At 46.5% G+C, this 20175-nt stretch carries 20 protein-coding genes; 5 read left to right on the forward strand and 15 right to left on the reverse strand.

From position 1 onward, the window contains the following. Positions 1-12: 12 nt before the first annotated feature. The 10 genes from B9N86_RS28265 to B9N86_RS28310 form a co-directional block, all read right to left on the reverse strand. Positions 13-819 carry an ABC transporter permease gene (locus tag B9N86_RS28265; protein WP_208916480.1) on the reverse strand — a complete coding sequence of 269 codons (807 nt, stop codon included), beginning with the start codon at positions 817-819 and terminating at the stop codon, positions 13-15. Continuing rightward, on the reverse strand, positions 816-1667 hold the full coding sequence (locus B9N86_RS28270) for an ABC transporter permease (protein WP_208916482.1): 852 nt from the start codon (positions 1665-1667) through the stop codon (positions 816-818). The genes B9N86_RS28265 and B9N86_RS28270 overlap by 4 nt, the downstream gene beginning before the upstream one ends. Beyond that, positions 1664-2635, reverse strand: a complete 972-nt coding sequence (locus B9N86_RS28275; RefSeq protein ID WP_280175011.1) for an ABC transporter ATP-binding protein — start codon at positions 2633-2635, stop codon at positions 1664-1666. The genes B9N86_RS28270 and B9N86_RS28275 overlap by 4 nt, the downstream gene beginning before the upstream one ends. A gap of 300 nt (positions 2636-2935) precedes the next feature. Beyond that, the gene (locus B9N86_RS28280; RefSeq protein ID WP_208916484.1) at positions 2936-3691 is read right to left on the reverse strand and encodes an SIMPL domain-containing protein; all 756 of its coding nucleotides are present in this window, start codon (positions 3689-3691) and stop codon (positions 2936-2938) included. Between the two features lie 185 nt (positions 3692-3876). Then, positions 3877-4146, reverse strand: coding sequence for an HPr family phosphocarrier protein (locus B9N86_RS28285; protein WP_007133000.1), 270 nt, complete (start codon positions 4144-4146; stop codon positions 3877-3879). Between the two features lie 101 nt (positions 4147-4247). Continuing rightward, complete coding sequence (gene whiA / locus B9N86_RS28290; protein ID WP_208920895.1) at positions 4248-5177, reverse strand: DNA-binding protein WhiA; 930 nt, start codon at positions 5175-5177, stop codon at positions 4248-4250. 5 nt (positions 5178-5182) lie between these two features. Next, complete coding sequence (locus tag B9N86_RS28295) at positions 5183-6124, reverse strand: gluconeogenesis factor YvcK family protein (RefSeq protein ID WP_208920886.1); 942 nt, start codon at positions 6122-6124, stop codon at positions 5183-5185. 57 nt (positions 6125-6181) lie between these two features. Further along, a complete protein-coding gene (gene rapZ, locus B9N86_RS28300; protein WP_208916486.1) occupies positions 6182-7087 on the reverse strand; it encodes an RNase adapter RapZ in 906 nt (301 codons plus the stop codon). 153 nt (positions 7088-7240) lie between these two features. Beyond that, positions 7241-8191: an ROK family glucokinase gene (locus B9N86_RS28305; protein WP_208916488.1), complete on the reverse strand. Its 951-nt coding sequence runs from the start codon at positions 8189-8191 to the stop codon at positions 7241-7243. A gap of 379 nt (positions 8192-8570) precedes the next feature. Then, positions 8571-10274, reverse strand: a complete 1704-nt coding sequence (locus tag B9N86_RS28310) for a glycoside hydrolase family 13 protein (protein WP_208916490.1) — start codon at positions 10272-10274, stop codon at positions 8571-8573. A 262-nt stretch (positions 10275-10536) separates the two neighbouring features. Between B9N86_RS28310 and B9N86_RS28315 the strand changes: the two genes are divergently transcribed. The 5 genes from B9N86_RS28315 (at position 10537) to B9N86_RS28335 (ending at position 14963) form a co-directional block, all read left to right on the forward strand. Then, on the forward strand, positions 10537-11463 hold the full coding sequence (locus tag B9N86_RS28315; protein WP_208916492.1) for an ABC transporter ATP-binding protein: 927 nt from the start codon (positions 10537-10539) through the stop codon (positions 11461-11463). A 2-nt stretch (positions 11464-11465) separates the two neighbouring features. Then, complete coding sequence (locus B9N86_RS28320) at positions 11466-12209, forward strand: ABC transporter permease (protein WP_208916494.1); 744 nt, start codon at positions 11466-11468, stop codon at positions 12207-12209. Between the two features lie 12 nt (positions 12210-12221). Then, positions 12222-13370, forward strand: a complete 1149-nt coding sequence (locus B9N86_RS28325; RefSeq protein ID WP_208916496.1) for a sensor histidine kinase — start codon at positions 12222-12224, stop codon at positions 13368-13370. Positions 13371-13402: 32 nt separating this feature from the next. Beyond that, positions 13403-13972, forward strand: coding sequence for a response regulator (locus tag B9N86_RS28330; protein WP_244563179.1), 570 nt, complete (start codon positions 13403-13405; stop codon positions 13970-13972). Positions 13973-14327: 355 nt separating this feature from the next. Further along, the gene (locus B9N86_RS28335) at positions 14328-14963 is read left to right on the forward strand and encodes an NAD(P)-dependent oxidoreductase (RefSeq protein WP_208916500.1); all 636 of its coding nucleotides are present in this window, start codon (positions 14328-14330) and stop codon (positions 14961-14963) included. Positions 14964-15049: 86 nt separating this feature from the next. Here the strand turns inward: B9N86_RS28335 and B9N86_RS28340 are convergent, their stop codons facing one another. The 5 genes from B9N86_RS28340 to B9N86_RS28360 all read right to left on the reverse strand — a co-directional run bounded on the left by B9N86_RS28340 (position 15050) and on the right by B9N86_RS28360 (position 20147). After that, entirely contained in the window at positions 15050-15484 is a 435-nt protein-coding gene (locus tag B9N86_RS28340) for a CBS domain-containing protein (RefSeq protein ID WP_208916502.1), read from the reverse strand. A 259-nt stretch (positions 15485-15743) separates the two neighbouring features. Next, positions 15744-16949 carry a 3'-5' exonuclease gene (locus B9N86_RS28345; RefSeq protein ID WP_208916504.1) on the reverse strand — a complete coding sequence of 402 codons (1206 nt, stop codon included), beginning with the start codon at positions 16947-16949 and terminating at the stop codon, positions 15744-15746. 244 nt (positions 16950-17193) lie between these two features. Then, positions 17194-18015: an ABC transporter ATP-binding protein gene (locus B9N86_RS28350; protein WP_208916506.1), complete on the reverse strand. Its 822-nt coding sequence runs from the start codon at positions 18013-18015 to the stop codon at positions 17194-17196. Further along, on the reverse strand, positions 18012-19016 hold the full coding sequence (locus tag B9N86_RS28355) for a FecCD family ABC transporter permease (protein WP_208916509.1): 1005 nt from the start codon (positions 19014-19016) through the stop codon (positions 18012-18014). The genes B9N86_RS28350 and B9N86_RS28355 overlap by 4 nt, the downstream gene beginning before the upstream one ends. 18 nt (positions 19017-19034) lie before the next feature. Beyond that, entirely contained in the window at positions 19035-20147 is a 1113-nt protein-coding gene (locus tag B9N86_RS28360; RefSeq protein WP_208916511.1) for an ABC transporter substrate-binding protein, read from the reverse strand. Between the last annotated feature and the right edge of the window lie 28 nt (positions 20148-20175).

Raw genomic sequence — 20175 nt, forward strand, 5'->3', positions numbered from 1 at the left:
CGGTACTTCCGCTTAGATCGGCAGTGTCTTGTGTTTCTTCTGACCCTTGCCCCGATTAAGGAAATATTGCGCGAGCAGGATCAAGGTCACACTCACCAAAATCAGCAGTGTACAGAGCGCGTTAATTTCCGGGGAAATGCCCCGCTTCACCTGAGCGTAAATATAAATCGGGAGCGTAGTCGAGCTCGGTCCGGCTACAAAGAAACTAACCATAAAATCATCGAGCGACAACGTGAACGCAATCAAAGCCCCGGCGATAATCCCCGGAGAAATCTGCGGCAGGGTAACATGACGAAACGTCTGCCAACGGGTAGCTCCCAGATCTAATGCCGCTTCCTCCAGCTGCTTACCCATATTAGCCAGACGAGCCGTCACCACTACATATACATAAGACAGACTGAATGTAATATGAGCAATAATGATGGTTGCCTTGCCTGAAGGTATATTCAGCTGTGTGAACAGCACGAGCAATGACAGACCCATAATGATATCCGGGATGATAACCGGCAGGTACAGCAGTCCGTTCATGCCGCTGCGGCCCTTCTTCCCCAGATTGCGAAGAGATAAAGCCGCGAGCGTACCAAGAACAGTAGATATAATCGTCGATACGACGGCGACCGTCAAGCTGTTCATAAGAGCTTCCATGACGTGTCTATTGGTGAACAGAGATACGTACCAATCAAACGTAAAGCCTTCCCAGTTACCACTGAGCCGCGTATCGTTAAAGGAAAAGATGATGATCATAATGATCGGCACATAGATGAACGCCATCATTAGGAACGAGTGAAATCCAAGCAGAGGGTGATTTCGTTTCTTCATGCTCTCCCCTCCTTCACACGTTGGTGGCGGGCTTGCATCGCCCGGTTAAACAGCATAATCAGCACCAGCGAGGTAATCACGAAAATAACCGACAACGCAGCCCCGAAAGGCCAGTTCCGGGCCCCGAGAAATTGTGCCTGTATAATGTTGCTGATCATGGCTGACTTTGCGCCGCCCAAAATATCCGTAACGACAAACATACCCGTCGTCGATACATAAACTAGAATCGAACCCGTCATAATACCGGATTTGCTCTGGGGCAGTGTAATATGACGGAACGCTTTCCAGCGGGAGGCACCCAAGTCACTCGCCGCGTCAAGAAGACGTTTGTCCATTTGCTCCAGCGCCACATAAATCGGCAGCACCATAAACGGAATAAAGTTGTATACCATCCCCAGCAATACAGCACCTTTGGTATACAGCATCTGTAAAGGTTCATCGATCCATCCCAGATTCATAAGAAAGGTGTTAACAACTCCCTGTGTCCGAAGCAGCAGCACCCAGGCATACGTACGAATCAGAAAATTGATCCAGAACGGTACAGTAATAAGGATGAGACCCCACGTCTGGATACGCGGGGAGGCGTTGGCTATATAATAGGCCAGGGGATAGCTGACGATCAGGCAAATCAGTGTAGTCAGCACCGACAGGACAATCGTGTCCCAGTAGATTCCTAGGTAAAGTGGATCAAAAAACGTCTTATATCCTTCCAGACTGAAGGAAAAGACTATGTTACCCAGCGCATCACGCTGTAGAAACGAGATCCCCACTACGATAAGCATCGGAATGATAAGAAACAAAGAGAGCCACAGCAGGACGGGAGTCAGGAGGAATTTCGATTTTCTCATGACCCGATGCCCACCTCATCCCTCGCATTCCAGTTCAGTCCGATTGTTTCACCGACTTCCCAAGGCTCATCATCCGTGAAGTCAAGCGCAATCGTAACCCTCATCGGTTCGTTCTCGAGCTGTACCATCAGCTTATGCACATTGCCGAGATACTGAACGTCCTCGATGACACCCGTCTTCTTGGCGCCCGGTCCGCGCTGCGGAATGATTTTTTCGGGACGCACGGCAAAAAGCCCTTCGGGTGAAGAGAAGATGTTGTTCTCTCCAACAAAGGTTGCAGCGAATAGAGTCTGCGGTCTGGCGTATATTTCACGCGGTGTTCCGATCTGCTCGACCTTCCCGTTGTTCATAATCACGATTCGGTCAGATAGCATCATCGCTTCTTCTTGATCATGCGTTACATAAACAAACGTAATCCCGAGCGTACGCTGCAGATGTTTCAGTTCGGACTGCAGGTTTTTGCGAAGCTGCAAATCGAGCGCACCAAGCGGCTCATCCAGCAACAGCACCTTCGGCTTGTTTGCAATTGCTCTGGCAATGGCAACACGTTGCTGCTGCCCACCGGAAAGCTGGTGCGGATAACGGTCCACTAGCGGAGTAAGCTGCGTCATTGTTACGGCTTCCGCTACGCGTTCCTTAATCTGCGCACGGGGTGTTTTTTTCATTTTCAAACCAAAAGCTATATTGTCTTCTACGGTCATGTGCGGGAATAAGGCATAATGTTGAAAAACGAGATTCAAATCTCGCTTGTTCGCCGGCGTATCGGTCACGTTCTGCCCGGCGAGCCACACTTCCCCTTCCGTCGGCTGTTCGAATCCTGCAATCATACGGAGGATTGTCGTCTTGCCGCAGCCGCTGGGGCCCAGCAAAGTCAGGAATTCCCCTTCCTTAATGGAGAGCGACAGCGGATGCACGACCGCTTGTCCTTGAAATTGTTTTTCTACCTGGACAAGTTCAATCATATGCATCATCATCCCCTTACGGTTAATGGTAATAGTCTTTCCTATAGATTAAGAAAAAAAAGCCATATCCATTGGTATGGCTTATCGACAGATTTATGTTCAGTTTTTTGCATATTCACTATACCCTGTTTTGACCCCATACACAACACTTTTCTGTGTAATTCGACAGGGAGAGGCCTTGTCCCGTCTAGTTTCTGTCATTTGTGACCATTTTCCTAATATCCAGAAAGAATAAAACCGCCCAATTCCGCAATAACTGCGATTTGGACGGTTTTTGGACTTTCATACGTTTTTTACATGCATAAATTACTTCATTTCATACTGAACATACAGTTGTGTAATGAGTTTGATTTCTCCCGGCTTCACAGATGTGCCTGCGTCCATGGAAGTACTTTCCGCTTTCATTTCCATGTTGCCGAAGCTGAATACATCACGGTTCGCAGCCTCATCCTGAACTACACTCACAACAACACCAAGCTGCCGCTTGGAAGCCTTGGCAATTGCTTGTGCCTTGAGGTCCGCATTCACCATCGCTTTCTCAATCACTTGCGTCTCAAATGTTTCACGGTTCTCAACCGTAAACCGCGCGTTGCCAATGTTATTCGCTCCGGCCTCCGCTGCTGCATCAAGAATTTCACCAACCTTGCTCAGATCACGAAGAGTAACCTCAAGCGAATGATGGGCACTGTAATTTTGCACTTTACGTCCTTCTTTTTCGCTATATGAGTAATTCGGCTGAACATAGAACTGTTCGGTTTTGATATCCTTGTCATCGATTTTCCAGGTGTTTTTCAGTAATTCGGTAATCTTAGCCATTTTCTGAGCGTTATTTTTCTGTGCCGACTTTGCTGTTTCTGCGAAAGACTCCACGCCGATAGACAGATATACGATATCCGGCTTTACCGAAATTTCACCCTTACCAAGCACCGTAATCCGGTTCTGTTGTACTGATTCCGCCGCGTACACTTCCCCTGCTCCCAAGGCTCCTGTCCATACGGAACCACCTGTAAGCAGCGCGCCCGCGATCATAACCGAACCCAAACGTTTAGCCCATACCTTCATTGATTTCGCCCCCCTTTAATTTGGCAGTGCTATTAGCTTGCCTTACCTTCCAAACGGATTATAATTGGTAAAAGTTGCACTTCTCAAAAATTAATTAAGGCTCCTCCCGAAGCCCCTATAGATGTGTTTTAGCGCATAAAAAAAGCCTTGTTTCCAAGGCTCCCTTTATACGTCCGTATAGAACTTTATTGGTTCTCTAATTCCTCTTTGCTGACCAAATTCACTAAAGAGGTAACTGCTTGCTCAGCGTCTGCGCCTTCAGCGCTAATGTGAACTTCAGTACCAGAACTTATGGCAAGGCTCATAATTCCCATGATACTTTTTGCGTTCACTTTTTTATCATCCTTTTCCACGAAAATTTCAGATGAGTATTTATTCGCTTCTTGAACGAACAGCGCGGCCGGTCTGGCATGAAGACCCGTTTTTAACCGAACGACTACCGGGTGCTTTGTCATGGAAAATTTACCCCCTATTATCAAATCTCAAAACATTGGAAATCGATGCTATTTTATAATATTATACCATTTTACCACATAGGACACTAGAATAAAAAATCTTAACTATTCCGGAGTTTTTCAGCCAGCTCATCGATTTTACGAAGGCGGTGATTAACCCCTGACTTGCTGACAGTCCCCTTCAGCATCTCGCCGACTTCCTTCAAGTTCATATCGGGATGGGCGAGACGGACTTCAGCCACTTCACGGAGCTTGTCCGGCAGCTTATCGAGGCCCATTTCCCTCTGCAGTAGCTTGATGTTCTCGATCTGCCGCACCGCGGCTCCAATCGTCTTGTTAAGGTTGGCGGTTTCGCAATTCACAATCCGATTGACGGAGTTTCGCATGTCGCGCATAATGCGGACATCCTCGAACTTGAATAAAGCCTGATGTGCGCCGATCAGGTTGAGGAACTCGATAATCTTCTCGCCTTCCTTAATGTAGAAAATAAATCCCTTCTTACGCTCAATACAGCGGGCATTCAGATGAAATTCATTCGCAAGATCCACCAGCGCCTTGCAGTGCTCCTCATACATCGAAGCAATTTCCAGATGATACGACGAGCCCTCTGGATTATTAACGGATCCCCCAGCCATAAAGGCACCGCGCAGATAAGCCCGTTTACAGCAGTTTTTACGCACGATTTCCTCATCAATCCGGGGCAAGAATAGAAAACCTTCGGAGACAATCCGAAGCTCCTTCAAAATTCCCTGCACCCGGGCGGGAATGCGGACGATATAAACGTTATTCTTCTTCAAACGCATTTTTTTACGCACTAAAAGTTCCGTATGCGCTTGGAAATGCTTTTTAATTAAGGAATAAATGCGCCTTGCGATCGCGGCATTTTCCGTCGAAATATCCAGCACAATTTTTTTGCTCGAAACCTGAACTGATCCGTTCATACGGATAAGCGCGGACAGCTCGGCTTTTTCACAACAGTTCTGGCTTTCGACCATGGTTAGCTCTTTCTTCGTTTGTGCCGCAAAGGACAAGGGTCTCACCTCTTTCGTAAAATCCAATCTTGCACCAATTGGAAAATATGATTGCTCAGCTTGTCGGCATCATGCCGTAAGTACGTACGAAACAGCACCAGCTTGTCTGCGATCAGCTTATAACCGCGGCTGGTTACTTCATCCCGGTCAAGCTGAACAGGCTTCGCGCCCTTCTCGGCGTATTTGTCCTGCACCTGCGGTGGGATTTCACCATCGTTTACAATAACATAATCAAACAAGTGAAGGCCAATATGGTCATATACGGCCTGCAAATGATCACCGACCGTATAATTATCAGTTTCACCAGGTTGTGTCATTACATTACATACAAAAATCTTGATCGCATCAGAAGCAACAATAGCATCCGACAGCTTAGGCACGAGGAGATTGGGCAATATACTAGTGTACAAACTGCCCGGCCCGATCAATATGGCGTCGGCCTGCTGAATGGCCTCCAACGCTTCAGGCAGCGGCTCCACATTTTCCGGTTCGAGGGAAATCCGTTTGATACGCCCTCCGGCTTCCGGAATTTTGGATTCGCCCGTGACGAAGGTTCCATCCTCCATTTCAGCATGCAGAATAACCGCCTCACCCGCGGCAGGCAGCACCTGGCCGCGAACAACAAAAACCCGACTCATCTCCTTGACCGCCGTGACAAAATCACCGTGTATATCCGTCATGGCAGCCAGGATTAAATTGCCGAGGCTGTGCCCCGCCAGTCCCGAGCCGGTGCTAAAGCGGTACTTCAATATATCGGATAACAGCGGCTCGACATCTGCGAGCGCCGTCACTACATTTCGAATATCTCCCGGAGGAGGCATTTGCAGTTCACTTCGCAAAATCCCGGAACTACCACCGTCGTCTCCGACAGTTACGATCGCCGTAATGTCCAGGGGCTTCTCCTTCAGGCCACGCAGCATAACGGATAGCCCTGTCCCTCCACCCATCACGACAATGCGAGGGCGCTTTCCAGCTTGTTCAGCCACGTTTATCACTTCCCTCTATTAGTGCCGATCCCGATCAGAATCACGGTGGCTGACCGATACCGATTCTGTTTCACTGGCGCCAAGCATCTTGCCGAGATATTCTGCAATCGCAACTGAGCGGTGTTTGCCGCCTGTACAGCCGATACCGATAATAACCTGGCTCTTTCCTTCTTTCCGGTATTGCGGAATAAGAAAATGAAGCATATCCAGCAGTTTCGTTAGAAAAGCCTGCGTTTCTGGCCATTTCATCACATACTCATACACATCGCTGTTTTGGCCTGTATTTGGACGCAGATTTTCCACATAGTGGGGATTGGGTAAAAAACGGACGTCGAATACTAGATCAGCATCAATCGGTATTCCGTATTTAAATCCAAAGGATGTAATATTGATCGACAACGTATTGGTTTCCAAATGGGTAAAGCGGGAGATGATTTTTTCTTTCAGTTTTGCCGGCTTCATATTGCTCGTATCAATGACCTGTGTAGCCGAATTCTTCAGCTCATCCAGCATCTTACGTTCCAGACGGATTCCGTCGAGCGGCATACCTTCAGGAGCCAGCGGATGACGCCGCCGACTCTCCTTGTAGCGCTGGACGAGTACTGAATCCGTTGCATCAAGGAACAGAATTTCGCAATGAATTGTGAAATGATCCTTAATAAAGTTCAGTGATTCCGACAATGCGGTGAAAAATTCACGGCCGCGCAGGTCGATGACCAGCGCTACCTTTCCGATCTTACCCTTCGATTGTTCAATCAGCTCAGCAAATTTAGGAATGAGCACAGGCGGCAGGTTGTCGACACAGAAGAACCCGAGATCCTCCAGGCTTTGCACCGCCAATGTCTTTCCGGCTCCCGACATACCAGTAATGATGATCAGGGTGGCCATTGATGTTGTAGTGCTGCGATCCGCTGCTTCCAGCATCAGCTTCCCCTCCCTTATAAGTTTAAGTCTCAGCCATTTGGGTTGATATGCTTAAAATATAAAAAGTATAAATTTCATATTGTATACTTGGCTTATATTTCTTCGCGAAACGTAAGCTTTGCCTGTCAAAGACGGCGAAGCCGTTTACGCTTGTTAAGAACGCAAGTGAAGACCGGCTGCACCGACAACTCCAGCATCATTACCCAACTCTGCCGCAACAATGCGAACGCCACGCTGCAATGGTTCCGGTGTCAACTTGTTAAACACGGCACGAACTTCACTAAACAGAATTTCGCCTGCCTTAGAGACGCCACCGCCAATAATGAACACTTCCGGATTAAGTACAGCTGAGACCGATGCCATGGATTTACCGAGGTAATAAGCGGCACGGTTTACGATACGCAGAGCCACTTCATCTCCAGCTTTCGCTGCATCGAACACTTCCTTGGCCGCAATGTTGTTAACAAGTGCCAGAGAAGTGCGGTCTCCACGCTCTACAGCGTCTTTCGCCATGCGGATAATGCCTGTTGCCGAGGAAACCGTCTCAAGGCATCCCATTTTGCTGCAGCCGCACTGAATAGCTTCCAGATCAGGTACAACGGTAATATGACCCAGTTCACCAGCCATGCCGCCGAAGCCTTGATAAATTTTCCCGTTCACGATAATGCCACCGCCAACGCCTGTGCCAAGTGTATAGCAGACACAGTTATCGACCCCGCGTCCAGCACCGCTCCAAGCTTCACCCAGAGCTGCTACGTTTGCGTCGTTATCTATTTTGACTGGCTTGCCAAGGCGCTCCTCAAGCAGCGCACGAATTGGCACATCTTTAAATCCTACGTTAGGTGCCAGAATAATGATTCCTTCACGGATGTTCGTAAAGCCCGCAACGCCCGCTCCAACGCCTGCAAGCTGGTCCCAGCTGTATGGGGATTGCTCCACAATATGACGTACATACTTCTCAATATTGCCGATCACGGTGTCAACGCCCTTAGACGTTTCCGTTGGTCCCTCATACGTCTGCAGCAGTTGACCCTCTTCATTGCATATTCCGACTTTAATCGATGTTCCGCCTAAATCGACACCTACGTAGATGTTCTCAGACATGTTACAAGCCACCTTTTTCCTTCTATAATAGATTGCTCCTACTGTACCCACTATAATTGAAGGCACCCTTTCGGTCAAGAGAAGGCAAGGGGATAAAACGCCCCAGGACAATGGCTAAAAAGCCTTATAAACACAGTAACAGTGCGCTTCTGCTTACCGCTGTTCCACTGCGCTAAATAACAGAAAGCGACAGCATCTTTGCCATTCGCTGGTGGTGGATTCCACCTTATCCGTTCATGTAACAATAAATGAAACACGTACTATTTTATGAAAGGAAAAAGCCTCGCTCCCCTCAGGGAAACGAAGCCGGTGAATCAGGCATACGCATGTATACCTATATATGTGGATTTAATGACAATTATGCTCCGCTGTCTTTCTCTCAAGGTTTCACGCAATCGCCCTCCAGCAAATATACCCTCGCCTCGTAAGGCCTTAAAGTCAAATGATACCCATCTTCCCCTTGGCGTGGTTCATAGTTGGAGATCATCAGTTTCTTGTCATCCGTCTTGAGATCTTCCGGCCAATCAAATACAGGTGTCTTATCAAAAAAGTTTAGTATCACAAGCAACTTCTCATTCTCAACTTCCCGCACAAATACATAAATTTCCGTATCCAGCGGCAACAGCAGCTTGTAATCACCGTATACGATCGCTTGGCACTGCTTCCGGATCGCGATCAGCTTGCGGTAATAGTGGAAAATAGAGTCTGAATCAGCCAGCGCCTGCTTCACGTTAATGTCCTGATGGTTCTTGTTCAACTTGATCCAAGGCTCTCCCTCTGTAAACCCGGCATGCGGAGTATCATCCCACTGCATCGGCGTACGCGCGTTGTCGCGGCTCTTCTTGTGAATGGCATTCATCGTAACTTCCTCTGGCTGGCCCTGAAGTCTAGATTGCTCGTAGTAGTTCAGCGTCTCTACATCCCGGTAATCCTCGATAGAATCGAATACCACGTTGGTCATGCCGATCTCTTCACCTTGATAAATATAAGGAGTTCCCTGCAGCATGTGAATAAACGTGGCCAGCATTTTAGCCGACTGTACCCGATATTCTCCATCATTGCCGAACCGGGATACCGGCCTTGGCTGATCGTGGTTGCTCAAATAGTTCGCGTTCCACCCTTTTCGATGCAAAACAGTCTGCCATCTGCTCATGATCTTTTTGAGTTCCATCAGCGTCCATGAACGGATTTCCCACTTCCCCGTACCTTCGGAAGCGGCGTCTAGAAACATATGCTCGAACTGAAACACCATATTGAGCTCATTGCGGTCCTCGCCGACATAATCGAGCGCCTCCTCAGGCCCAAGGCCCGACGTCTCGCCAACCGTCATGATGTCGAATTCAAACAGCACTTCCTCGTTCAGCTTCTTGAGCATCGTATGCACCTGCTCCAGGTTGGAGAAGTAATGATATGCCCGTACGACGGGCAGATTGTCCGGGTTATCGGCATCAGGGAGCCCTATTTCCTTTACAATATGAGCAATCGCATCGAACCGGAAGCCGTCAACGCCTTTGGCAAGCCACCAGCGGATCATTTTGTACAGATCGTTTACCATCGCTTCGTTCTCCCAGTTCAGGTCAGGCTGCTGCTTGGCGTACAGGTGCATAAAAAACTCATCAGTCTTCTGGTCATATTCCCACACCGAGCCGCTGAAATACGATTCCCAATTGTTCGGATACTGTCCGTCCTTGCCTTTGCGCCAAATATAATAATCTCGCTTCGGATTATCCTTAGAAGAACGTGATTCAAGAAACCATGGATGCTCGTCCGATGTATGATTCAGCACGAGATCCATCATAATCTTCAGTCCGCGTTTGTGCGCTTCCTCCAGCAGCTCATCAAAATCCTCCATCGTTCCGTAACGGCTTTCAATGGCACAATAATCACTGATATCATAACCGTTGTCATGACCTGGAGACTTGTAGATCGGACACAGCCAGATCACATTCACACCAAGATACTGCAGATAGTCCAGCTTGGAAATGACGCCGCGGAGATCCCCGACACCGTCGCCGTCCGAATCTTTAAAGCTGATCGGGTATATCTGGTACACTACGCTTTCTTTCCACCACACTTTTTTCACCTGTCTGCTCCTTCCTTGTTTACTCAGCCCCACATCACTACGAATGCGGATCTTTCTTCCGATCACTGTTGTCCCCGGATTTCTTTTGAATCTTTTTGGAATTGTTGAAATCCGGGGACAAAGGCGTCTTTATTTTGTGCAATAGGGCACCACTTTATGCTAAAAATGACAATTGTCATCTCTAAGTCATGACAATCTTTACTAACCAGCCAATCCCACTCCCAATATGATAGAAGCAAGGAAATCAACGGAGGTGCGGAACATGGTTAAACAACAAATTCACGAGCCCATTGTGGAGCTTGTTCAAATCACAAAATCATACGGTGCCAAAAAAGCGGTCAGCAACATTTCTTTCACTATTGAAAAAGGCTCCATCACAGCGATCTTAGGTCCCAACGGAGCTGGCAAATCGACAACTATTTCGATGATGCTCGGTTTGATCGACCCAACCGAGGGAGAAATCCGGTTGTTCGGCAGAAGCCCGAAGGATCGGCAGGTTAAAGAAAAAATCGGTGCCATGCTTCAAGAGGTCAGTGTTATGGACAGCCTGAAAGCACGCGAGATCATTGCGCTCATTCGGGGCTATTACCCCCATCCGATGGAAATGTCTGAGCTAAAGAAACTGTCCGGTCTGACAGATGAAGAGCTGAACAAGCGCGCGACCAAAATGTCTGGCGGACAGAAACGGAAACTTAGCTTCGCTCTGGCGCTGGCCGGAAATCCAGACCTGCTGTTTTTTGATGAACCTACTGTGGGGCTGGACACCACTTCGCGACGTTTATTCTGGCGAACCGTCCGTGAACTCGCTGATCAGGGCAAGACCATCCTGTTCACTACTCACTATCTGCAGGAAGCAGACGATATGGCTAACCGGATCATTCTGTTCAATAACGGAACGATCGCCGCTGATGGCAAACCAGAGGAGATTAAAGCGAAGCTGACGCGGCGTTCGATATCTTTTGTCGTGGAAACAGATCCGCAACTCATCAAGGAACGGCTCTATAAACTTCCAGGCGTAACGGATGTGTATGAACAAGACGCCAAGATGCATGTGGTAGTAGAGAATACAGATCAGATATTGGCTGTTATTTTACGCGAAGAAATGGCTGTCCGTGATATAAGAATCGATGAGGGCAGTCTGGATGAAGCGTTTGACCAGCTGACCCAAAGACAAGAGGAGGCTGTATAACGATGACAGGACGTCTTATTATACTTCAATGCAAAATGGAACTGCTGCGCATTGCGCGCAACCCGTATTTTATATTCTGGTCGCTGGCCATGCCGATATTGTTCTATTTCATCTTCACCCGAGTCGTAAATACCGGAGCGCCAGATGCAGGATTGTGGCAGGCTCATTACTTGATCTCAATGACCACCTTCAGTGTAATGGGGTCAGCCATCATGTCGATGGGCATCCGCCTCGTACAAGAGCATACGCTCGGCTGGTCTGTCTACATGAGAGTGACACCTCTCCCGGGAGGCGTATATTTCTTCGGCAAAATGTTCGGCCAGTCCGTGATGCATTTGCTATCGATTATTGTTATCTTTATCGCTGGTTATCTGATTAACGGTATTCAAATGCCAGCTTGGCAGTGGATTACAAGCGGCCTGTGGATCATGCTTGCCTCCATCCCGTTTCTTGCGATCGGCACGTTGGTTGGAGCAATGAAGCGTGTAGAGACTGCCAGTGGTGTAAGCAACGGTATCTATTTGGCACTGGCTATTACGGGAGGCATGTGGATGCCGATGGAGATTCTGCCTAACTTCCTTCAAGCCATTGGAAAATGGCTGCCATCATATCATTTTGCAAGCGGGGGATGGGAAATTATCCGCGGAAACATGCCGGAACTCAAATCTGTTGTACTTTTAGCAGGATATTTGGTTCTCTTTATGGTAATATCCACCTATATCCGAAAAAAACAGCAAGCTGCGTAAGGATGATGGTGAATGAAACCCATTAAGTTTCAAGTATTTCCGCGTCAATTGGGATTTTTCCCTTATTTATTTCTCTTTTATTTAAGCTTGCCGATCTATCAGTTAGCTACCTTTGAAACGGGCTTGAAGCTTTACATCGGGTATATGATGGTCGGCTTGTTTCTTGTCACATATCGGCAGCTTTATTTTGCAGAGGGAAAAGGCTCTTTCCTTCCCTGGCTGATGCTTCAGATGCTCATTATTTTTATCTTTTGTATGGGGTACAGTACATCTTACTTATTTATGGGGTTTTTTTCGGCTAATTTTATCGGGTGGTATTCAGACAAGCGGAAATTCATGACAGCTTATATACTGTTCGTTCTGGTCGAGACCGTTCCGCTTATCTACCATATGAATCAGATATGGAATCCGGGCCTTCTGTACACCTTGCCCTTCATGATCATTATGATGCTGTCTCCTTTCGGGATCCGGTCCATGAACCGCAGACAGAAGCTGGAGCGGGAACTTGCACAGGCCAATGAACAAATCCGTAACCTCATTAAAGGTGAGGAAAGGATGCGGATCGCAAGGGACTTACACGATACACTCGGTCATACCCTGTCCCTGATCACGTTGAAGAGTCAGCTGGTGGAAAAGCTCGTTGATGTTAATGCAGAGCAGGCCCGGCTTGAAGCAAGGGAAATTCAAAACACCTCCCGTGCCGCACTTCGTCAGGTGCGTGAGCTGGTGTCCGATATGCGGACCGCAACCCTTACAGAAGAAATGAAAGAAGCCCGGATTATTTTGCAAAGCGCAGATATTGAGCTTACACACGAAGGCAATCCGAGATATGAAGGCATTCCGGACACAGTACACAACATTCTGAGCCTGTGCTTACGGGAGGCGGTCACCAATGTAGTGAAGCACAGTGGGGCTTCATGCTGTCATCTTAGCTTCGGCCAGTCTGAGAGTGAATGGATGCTGTCGGTAAAGGATAACGGAATTGGGGTTCCATCCGGTACCGACGGCCAAGCGACAAGGGAGAAAAATGGACTGAAGGGGATGTCTGAACGTCTTGCCTTAATCGGCGGGACGATGAAAATCATTGCAGAGGAGGGTACCCTCCTTACAGTGCGCGTCCCAATCGTCATTAAGAACCGGAAGGAGTGTGAAGCCGGTTGAGCATCCGGGTATTTATTGCAGAGGACCAGCGTATGCTGCGCGGCGCATTGGCGCTGTTACTCGATTTTGAAGAGGATATTCAGGTTGTCGGTCAAGCCGGGGATGGCAAGGAGGCACTTGATTTAATTGCCGAGCTGAAGCCGGACGTCTGCCTGCTCGACATCGAGATGCCGATAAAGAGCGGACTTGAGGTTGCCGAGGAACTACAGCGGCTGCGACTGCCTTGCAGGATCATTATTCTGACGACTTTTGCCCGGCCCGGTTACTTCGAGCGCGCCGTTCAGGCTGGTGTCCAGGGCTACCTGCTAAAGGACGAGCCAAGCGAACGCCTGGCAGAGGCCATCCGCCACATCATGGAAGGACGCCGCGAGGTGTCTCCGGAGCTGGTCTTCGGTACGGTGCGTGAAGTTAATCCGCTGACCGAACGGGAGCGCGAAATCCTGCGACTGGCAGCAGCGGGCAACAGCTCCGGCGAAATCGCCTCCATCCTGCACCTGTCATACGGAACCGTGCGTAACTATATGTCTGAAGTTCTGAACAAGCTGGAAGCCAAAAACAGGATTGAGGCTATTGCCTTAGCGGAGGAAAAAGGCTGGATTTAAACGTGTGGGCAAGTGACGCGTTGCCCATGAAATAGAATCCCCCGTGTCCATCATGAGGACGCGGGGGATTTTTGTAGCGCGCGGTCGGCGTTGCATGCCGGCGCGGCGGTCGACCGTCGACCACATGCGAAACGGACTCACGTTCCGTTATATGGAGCAAATTCGCCTATTAGAGTGAGGCAAAACTCGTCGATTGCAGCACATAGCGGAATGTAAGTCCGGAATGGGACACGCCCGGGGCCTTATCTTGTACTAATCGCTATTGATTAACGGCGATATTGAAAAATCTGGAACGACGGTCAATAAGTAACGTAACATCTAACTATATGCACTCATCAAGATTGGAGGAGATGGAATGGATCGTTCCAAAACAATCGCTATCATCGGAGGCACAGGAAAAGTAGGACTCCATGTGGCAACGAAAGCATTACAAAATGGTTATCAGGTCGTCATGCTGGCCAGAAACCCGGACAAATATATATTTAATGATCCTGGAATAGAAATCATACAAGGGGATGCTCAGAGCACAGATTCGATCCGGCTGCTGCTTAAAGATTGTGATGCCGTAATCAATACGCTGGGACAGCCGGTTAGAGATGACCCGATATACAGCAGCGTTACGAACAACATCCTTACGATCATGAATGAGTATGGAATGAATAGATACATCGGTGTTACGGGAGGGTCACTTCACGTACCCGGTGACAGCAAGAAGTTGATCAACAAAATTGGTGAGAAGCTGTTCGAGCTCTTTTTTTCCAAGATGATGATTGATAAAAAGAAGGAACTGAACCTTCTTCTAAATAGTGATAGAGACTGGACACTTATACGATTACCGTTTGTGGTTGATGGTCCTGAAACAGGGGACATCAAGGTGAAATTAACGGATATGCCCGGAACAAAAATGACGAATGGGGATATTGCGGCATTTCTTATTGATCAGGTGCTGGGCACCCAATATATCCGTAAAACCCCCTGTATTTCGAATTGATATCCTAAATATTTATCACAAAAAACCCGTATGGCCTTCACCTTAAATTAGGAAGAGCCATGCGGGTTTTTCACATTACCCCTATGTTATTGAATCGTTCCCGATCCCTTGGAAATCTGGTTCAAGGCTTCGCCCGATTCATTAATGTAAATATCCCGAACGGCAAGATCGCCAATCGCACAAATGCCGACTAAGCGGCCTTGGTTGTCCACTACAGGCAGACGTCTAATCTGATGCTGTGCTAGCATATTTGCTGCCTCATGAATTTCCGTGTGCGGCTCGCAGCATTTGACCTCGCCTGTCATCAGCTCTTCGCATGTCGTCATTCTTAAATCCTTGTTCTTGGCCACACCACGAAGCACGATATCGCGGTCTGTCATAATCCCAGTCAGCCGACCTGCCTGATCAACAATCGGTACTGCACCGACATTGCCCTGTTCCATGATTTTCGCTGCCTTCTCTACGGGGTCACTCGTTTGGCAGGTCTGTACTTGTCTGGTCATGACTTCAATGATTTGCATGTTAAGTTTAAGTCTCCTTTTAAAAAGTTTACTGATAATATGAGTTTAAAAGGAAGTCTTTATACACCCTGCAAGAACAAGAGTTGCCGTTTCCCAGCGAGGTCTGTAAAGGATATGTCGCATTCCGTCGGTCAATCGACTTCAGCTGAAGAGTCTCGATGTCTGCCACATTATGATAAGCCGGATGTATTGCCAGGGAAATATATGTATGCAGAAAATGTAAATCTATATGTCGAAGTTATATCATGCCCGAACCCGCCTAATCCTGTTTTTTTCGATTGAACCATGCCGCCACATAACCTGCAATCATCGAGCAGACCAGGCCCAAGCTATAGGTGAGAATGTTAATATAAGCGGTGTTTGTGTACTGGTTCCAATATCCCCAGCGGAAGAGCGCCGAATCCAGATTTTCAGGACCTCCACCCAGCCCCTTAAAAATATGACGATAATATCCATAAGCAAAAAAACCAAGAACCCCAGCCATTACAATCAGGAAGGTTATGATTCCACTGGAATACCATCCGTCTTTCATTTTTTCATGAAAGAAGTTTCTGAATGTCATGCCCATCAGATAAAGGAGAGCTATATATAGTGGAATAAGGAGAAACACCACCAGCATGGCAGGATTTCCATTACCCGAAAGATGCCCATTCCACCTCAGCCGGAAAGTTAACATATCGACCAGCCCGGTTAATGATGCCGTAAGCAGAAACAGGACGATGATGCTCAGAAACAAGGAGCGCTGCTGTCCCGTGGGGGCAGGGAAACGCCTTTGATATTTGCTAGATTCCGGCCGATTGGATAATGGCGGAAGCTTAAATCTTTTGACAGTGACAGGATCGCTGAATTGAAGGTGTTCTATTTTTATGGACTCAAGCTCTCTTAACATTTCCAGAAAAATCTGTCCGATCAGCAGGCTCTCTCCCAATGCATCATGTCTTTGCATCCCTTTGCTATCTAATCCGTAATAATTCAGCAGGAAATCCGTAGAAATGATATCTTCCACTTCCGGATGAAGGTACGTAAATAATGCCTTGGTGTCGATACACGGGTTAGTCGGTACAGCCAGGCTTTGACGTAAGCACTCCCTTTGAAGGAGTGGCAGATCAAACTCGTAGCCCGCATGGGTTACAAGAATACAGCCTTCAGCAAAATCCAGAAATTGTCCGTATACCTCTTCTAACCTCGGCGCATTCTCGACATCACCATTGTAAATGCCGGTTAAAGTCTCGATCTCTTGTGAAATCGGCTTGGCAGGTTTGATGTACGTGCTGAATGCCTCTTCTGAATTCACTCCACTGCTGTCCATATAAACAGCCCCAATCTGAATGATCCGCTCGGTATCCACTTGAACGCCGGTGGCCTCTAGGTTAAACACACAGAACTTTTGACGCTGTATGTCCCGAATGCTTAAACCCGATACTTCATAGGCTTGTTCCGATAGCATCTTTACCTGCATGGACATGCTTCGACCTCCCCGCTTATTTTGGATTAGATACGATGTGCCCTTCGCTATTATTCCATCTTCTCTCGTTTCTCAACTCATTGATTAATAAACAATTCTATGCCTTAAGTTAGAGTTCCTTTACTGACATGTATGGATCAAGATCGATATGGTCGCAAAACAAAAACTAAATAAGCTACCTCCGGTAGCGTACCGGAAGCAGCTTATAGCTTAGGTTTTTTATCAATGTCTATAGAAGGGGGTCTTAACCAACTTCTACACCAAAATATTTCGGGATTATAGTTTCGTATTCATATTGATCAACCTTATGATGCACCCTTTTAACTTCGATATTGAAGTAATTTAAAATGTTTTCCTCGGTCATCAACTCAGATACTGAGCCTGTAATAACCGGTTGATCTTTAGCGACCAAGAGCACCTTATCCCCAAAGTAAAATGCATGATTCGCGTAATGAGTATTGATTACACATGCTAACTCACGTTCTTTTACAAGCTTTTTAATCGTTTGTAATATGATTTTTTGCTTATTAATGTCTAGATGTGATTCAGGCTCATCCAATACTAAAATTTTAGGTTCGGATACCAATGTACGAGCAATTAATGCAAGTTGCAGCTCTCCGCCACTAACCGCTGTACATGATTGTTCTGCTAGATGTTGAATACCTACCATGTCCAGTGCATCTAGTGCGGCTTGTCTATCGGTTTCAGACGGTTGTGCATAAGCATGAATTAACGATACTCTTCCCATCGTTACCAAATCTAAAATAGAATACCCAAATGTCATTTTCGATGCCTGTGGTACATAACCAATTGTTTGCCATACTTCTTTTTTACTACAGATCGAGAGGGGCTTCCCATTTAATAAGGTCTCACCCTTCTCCCATTTTAGCAGACCCATAATACACTTTAGCATGGTTGTCTTCCCTGCACCGTTGGGACCCAGAATGGACATGATTTCTCCAGACTGGAGTTCAAAGTTGATATCGTTACGGTATAAATACGTTTGCTCTTTGTTATGTTTTGATTTTTTGTAAAAATAGTTGCCATCTTTTATTTGTAAAATCAACTCCAGCCGCCTCCTGTTCTTCGTAATAAATATGCAAAGAAAGGTGCCCCGACAATTGCCGTTAAGATAGATAATGGGATTTCTGCCGCTGTTAAACTTCGAGCTAAGTTATCAATAAGTAACAAATATATCGCACCAATGGAGATCGATGCAGGCAGTACATATTGATTATTACTACCTACAATCATTCGGGCAATGTGTGGAATAATTAAACCTACCCAGCCTATGATACCGGCTATTGCTACAGCAGCGGACGTAATTAACGTTGCCCCTAAAATGATAAGCCATTTCATCTTCGTTACCGATACTCCGAGCGATGTTGCTTCTTCATCAGAAAGCGATAAAATATTTAAACGCCAACGTAATACATATAGAATAATGATCCCCGTTAAGATCAGTGGACCACCAATCCATAAATCGGAATAACTTGCTGTTCCAAGGCTACCCATAAGCCAATAAGTAATGGATGGAAGCTTTTCTTCGGGATCGGCAAGAAATTTCACTAGTGAAATTAGAGCCTGGAACAAGGCGCTTGTCACGACCCCTGCTAACACCAGCATAAAAATAGGCATCTCTCGTTTGAAACCACTGATCAGGAATGCAAATCCTATAGCTAACATCCCCATGACCAATGAGAAAATTTGCATGGTCACGCCATTACCAAAGAGCAGTATGCCAATAGAAGCACCGAACCCGGCTCCTGCAGAAACACCTAAAATGTCAGGACTAACTAAAGGATTCGCAAACATCCCTTGGAAAGCAGCACCAGCAATGGATAGACCACCGCCGATGAGCATGGCAAGTAAAATACGTGGGAGCCGGACGTTCATGACAACCGTTTCTTCCATATGGGTCCACGTCGTTTCCATAGGAATGATTTGTGATAGCAGTATTTTAATCTGTACGATAAAATCCACATGATAACGACCGATTCCAATGGACATAAGTCCACAGATAAGTGGCAATGTCCAAAGTAATATTTTTATGAACCTTGATTTCAATTGAAAGCCACCTTCAAGTTAGTATTTTGCGGCCTCTGATGGAGGATTTAAGATCTCATGAACTTGCTCGTCCGTTAATTCATAATTATAGAAACGTTTATAATAATCCTTAATTTCCTCACTCATGTCGTATGTAAATAGCTTCGGATAATTTTTCTGTGCCATCCATTTCAGCATCAGAGGAGCATCTCCACTTGGTGGATACCAACGATAGATGCCAAGTGGCATTTTGTACACTTTTTTATCTTGTACTGCTTTTATCTGACTCCAGTCTTGTCCTTCAAAAATATTGTTATATAAATCTTCTGGTTGCGTCTCCGTGAAATTAGTAATGTAAATAATGTCTGGATTCCATTCATAGATTTGTTCCATATTGACTGCTTTAATTCCATTAATCTCATCCGCAGCGACATCAATGCCCCCGGTTGAATTTAGCCATCGGTTCCCATGCATATTAACTCCTGGTACCGAAATTTCCCCGTTACTATGATATTGCAGAAACATAACACGAGGTTTATCTTCTTCTTTTACTCCTGCAAGAGTTTCGTTGATCATGGCTTGATTTGCTTCGCCTTCTTTAATAATTTCTGCTGGTCTTTCGGTTGTACCTGTAATGTCACCGGTTAAATTCAACCAACGATTTATAGTATCAAGCGGGTTCAACGAAGTCGTTGTTGTATCCAAAGCAACGGTCGTTATACCGGTCTCTTCAAGTTTCTTTACAGTCTTTTCTTGGTTAGCAATTTCAAAATATACTTGAGGATTTAGTGATAATAGTTCCTCGACGTTGACTTCGCCATTTTCAATAAAATTCGTTTTTGCATCTAGAATGGATGGAGAAATATCTTTTAGAATCGAATGCGATGCTGCGTTATATGAATTCGGGTGCATCCCTGCAATTTCATCCGTTGAATTGGTCGCAATATACCATGTAGAGAAGTATGGAAGTATCCCCCCCATAACTACACGATCCATTTTTGCGGGGATTTCTACCTTTCGGTTTAATTCGTCGACAATTAGCTTTGTTTCTTGAGTGGGTTCGAGTTCTTTACTCACAGACGTCTCTGCATTGCCGCATCCAGCTAATAAAAACATGAACGCAGTAACAGGTAAAATTAAGTTTCTCTTCATTTTTTCTCCTCGTTATGTTAGTGTTTTA

This window comes from Paenibacillus uliginis N3/975 (assembly GCF_900177425.1).
Classification (GTDB): Bacteria; Bacillota; Bacilli; order Paenibacillales; family Paenibacillaceae; genus Paenibacillus_AQ; species Paenibacillus_AQ uliginis.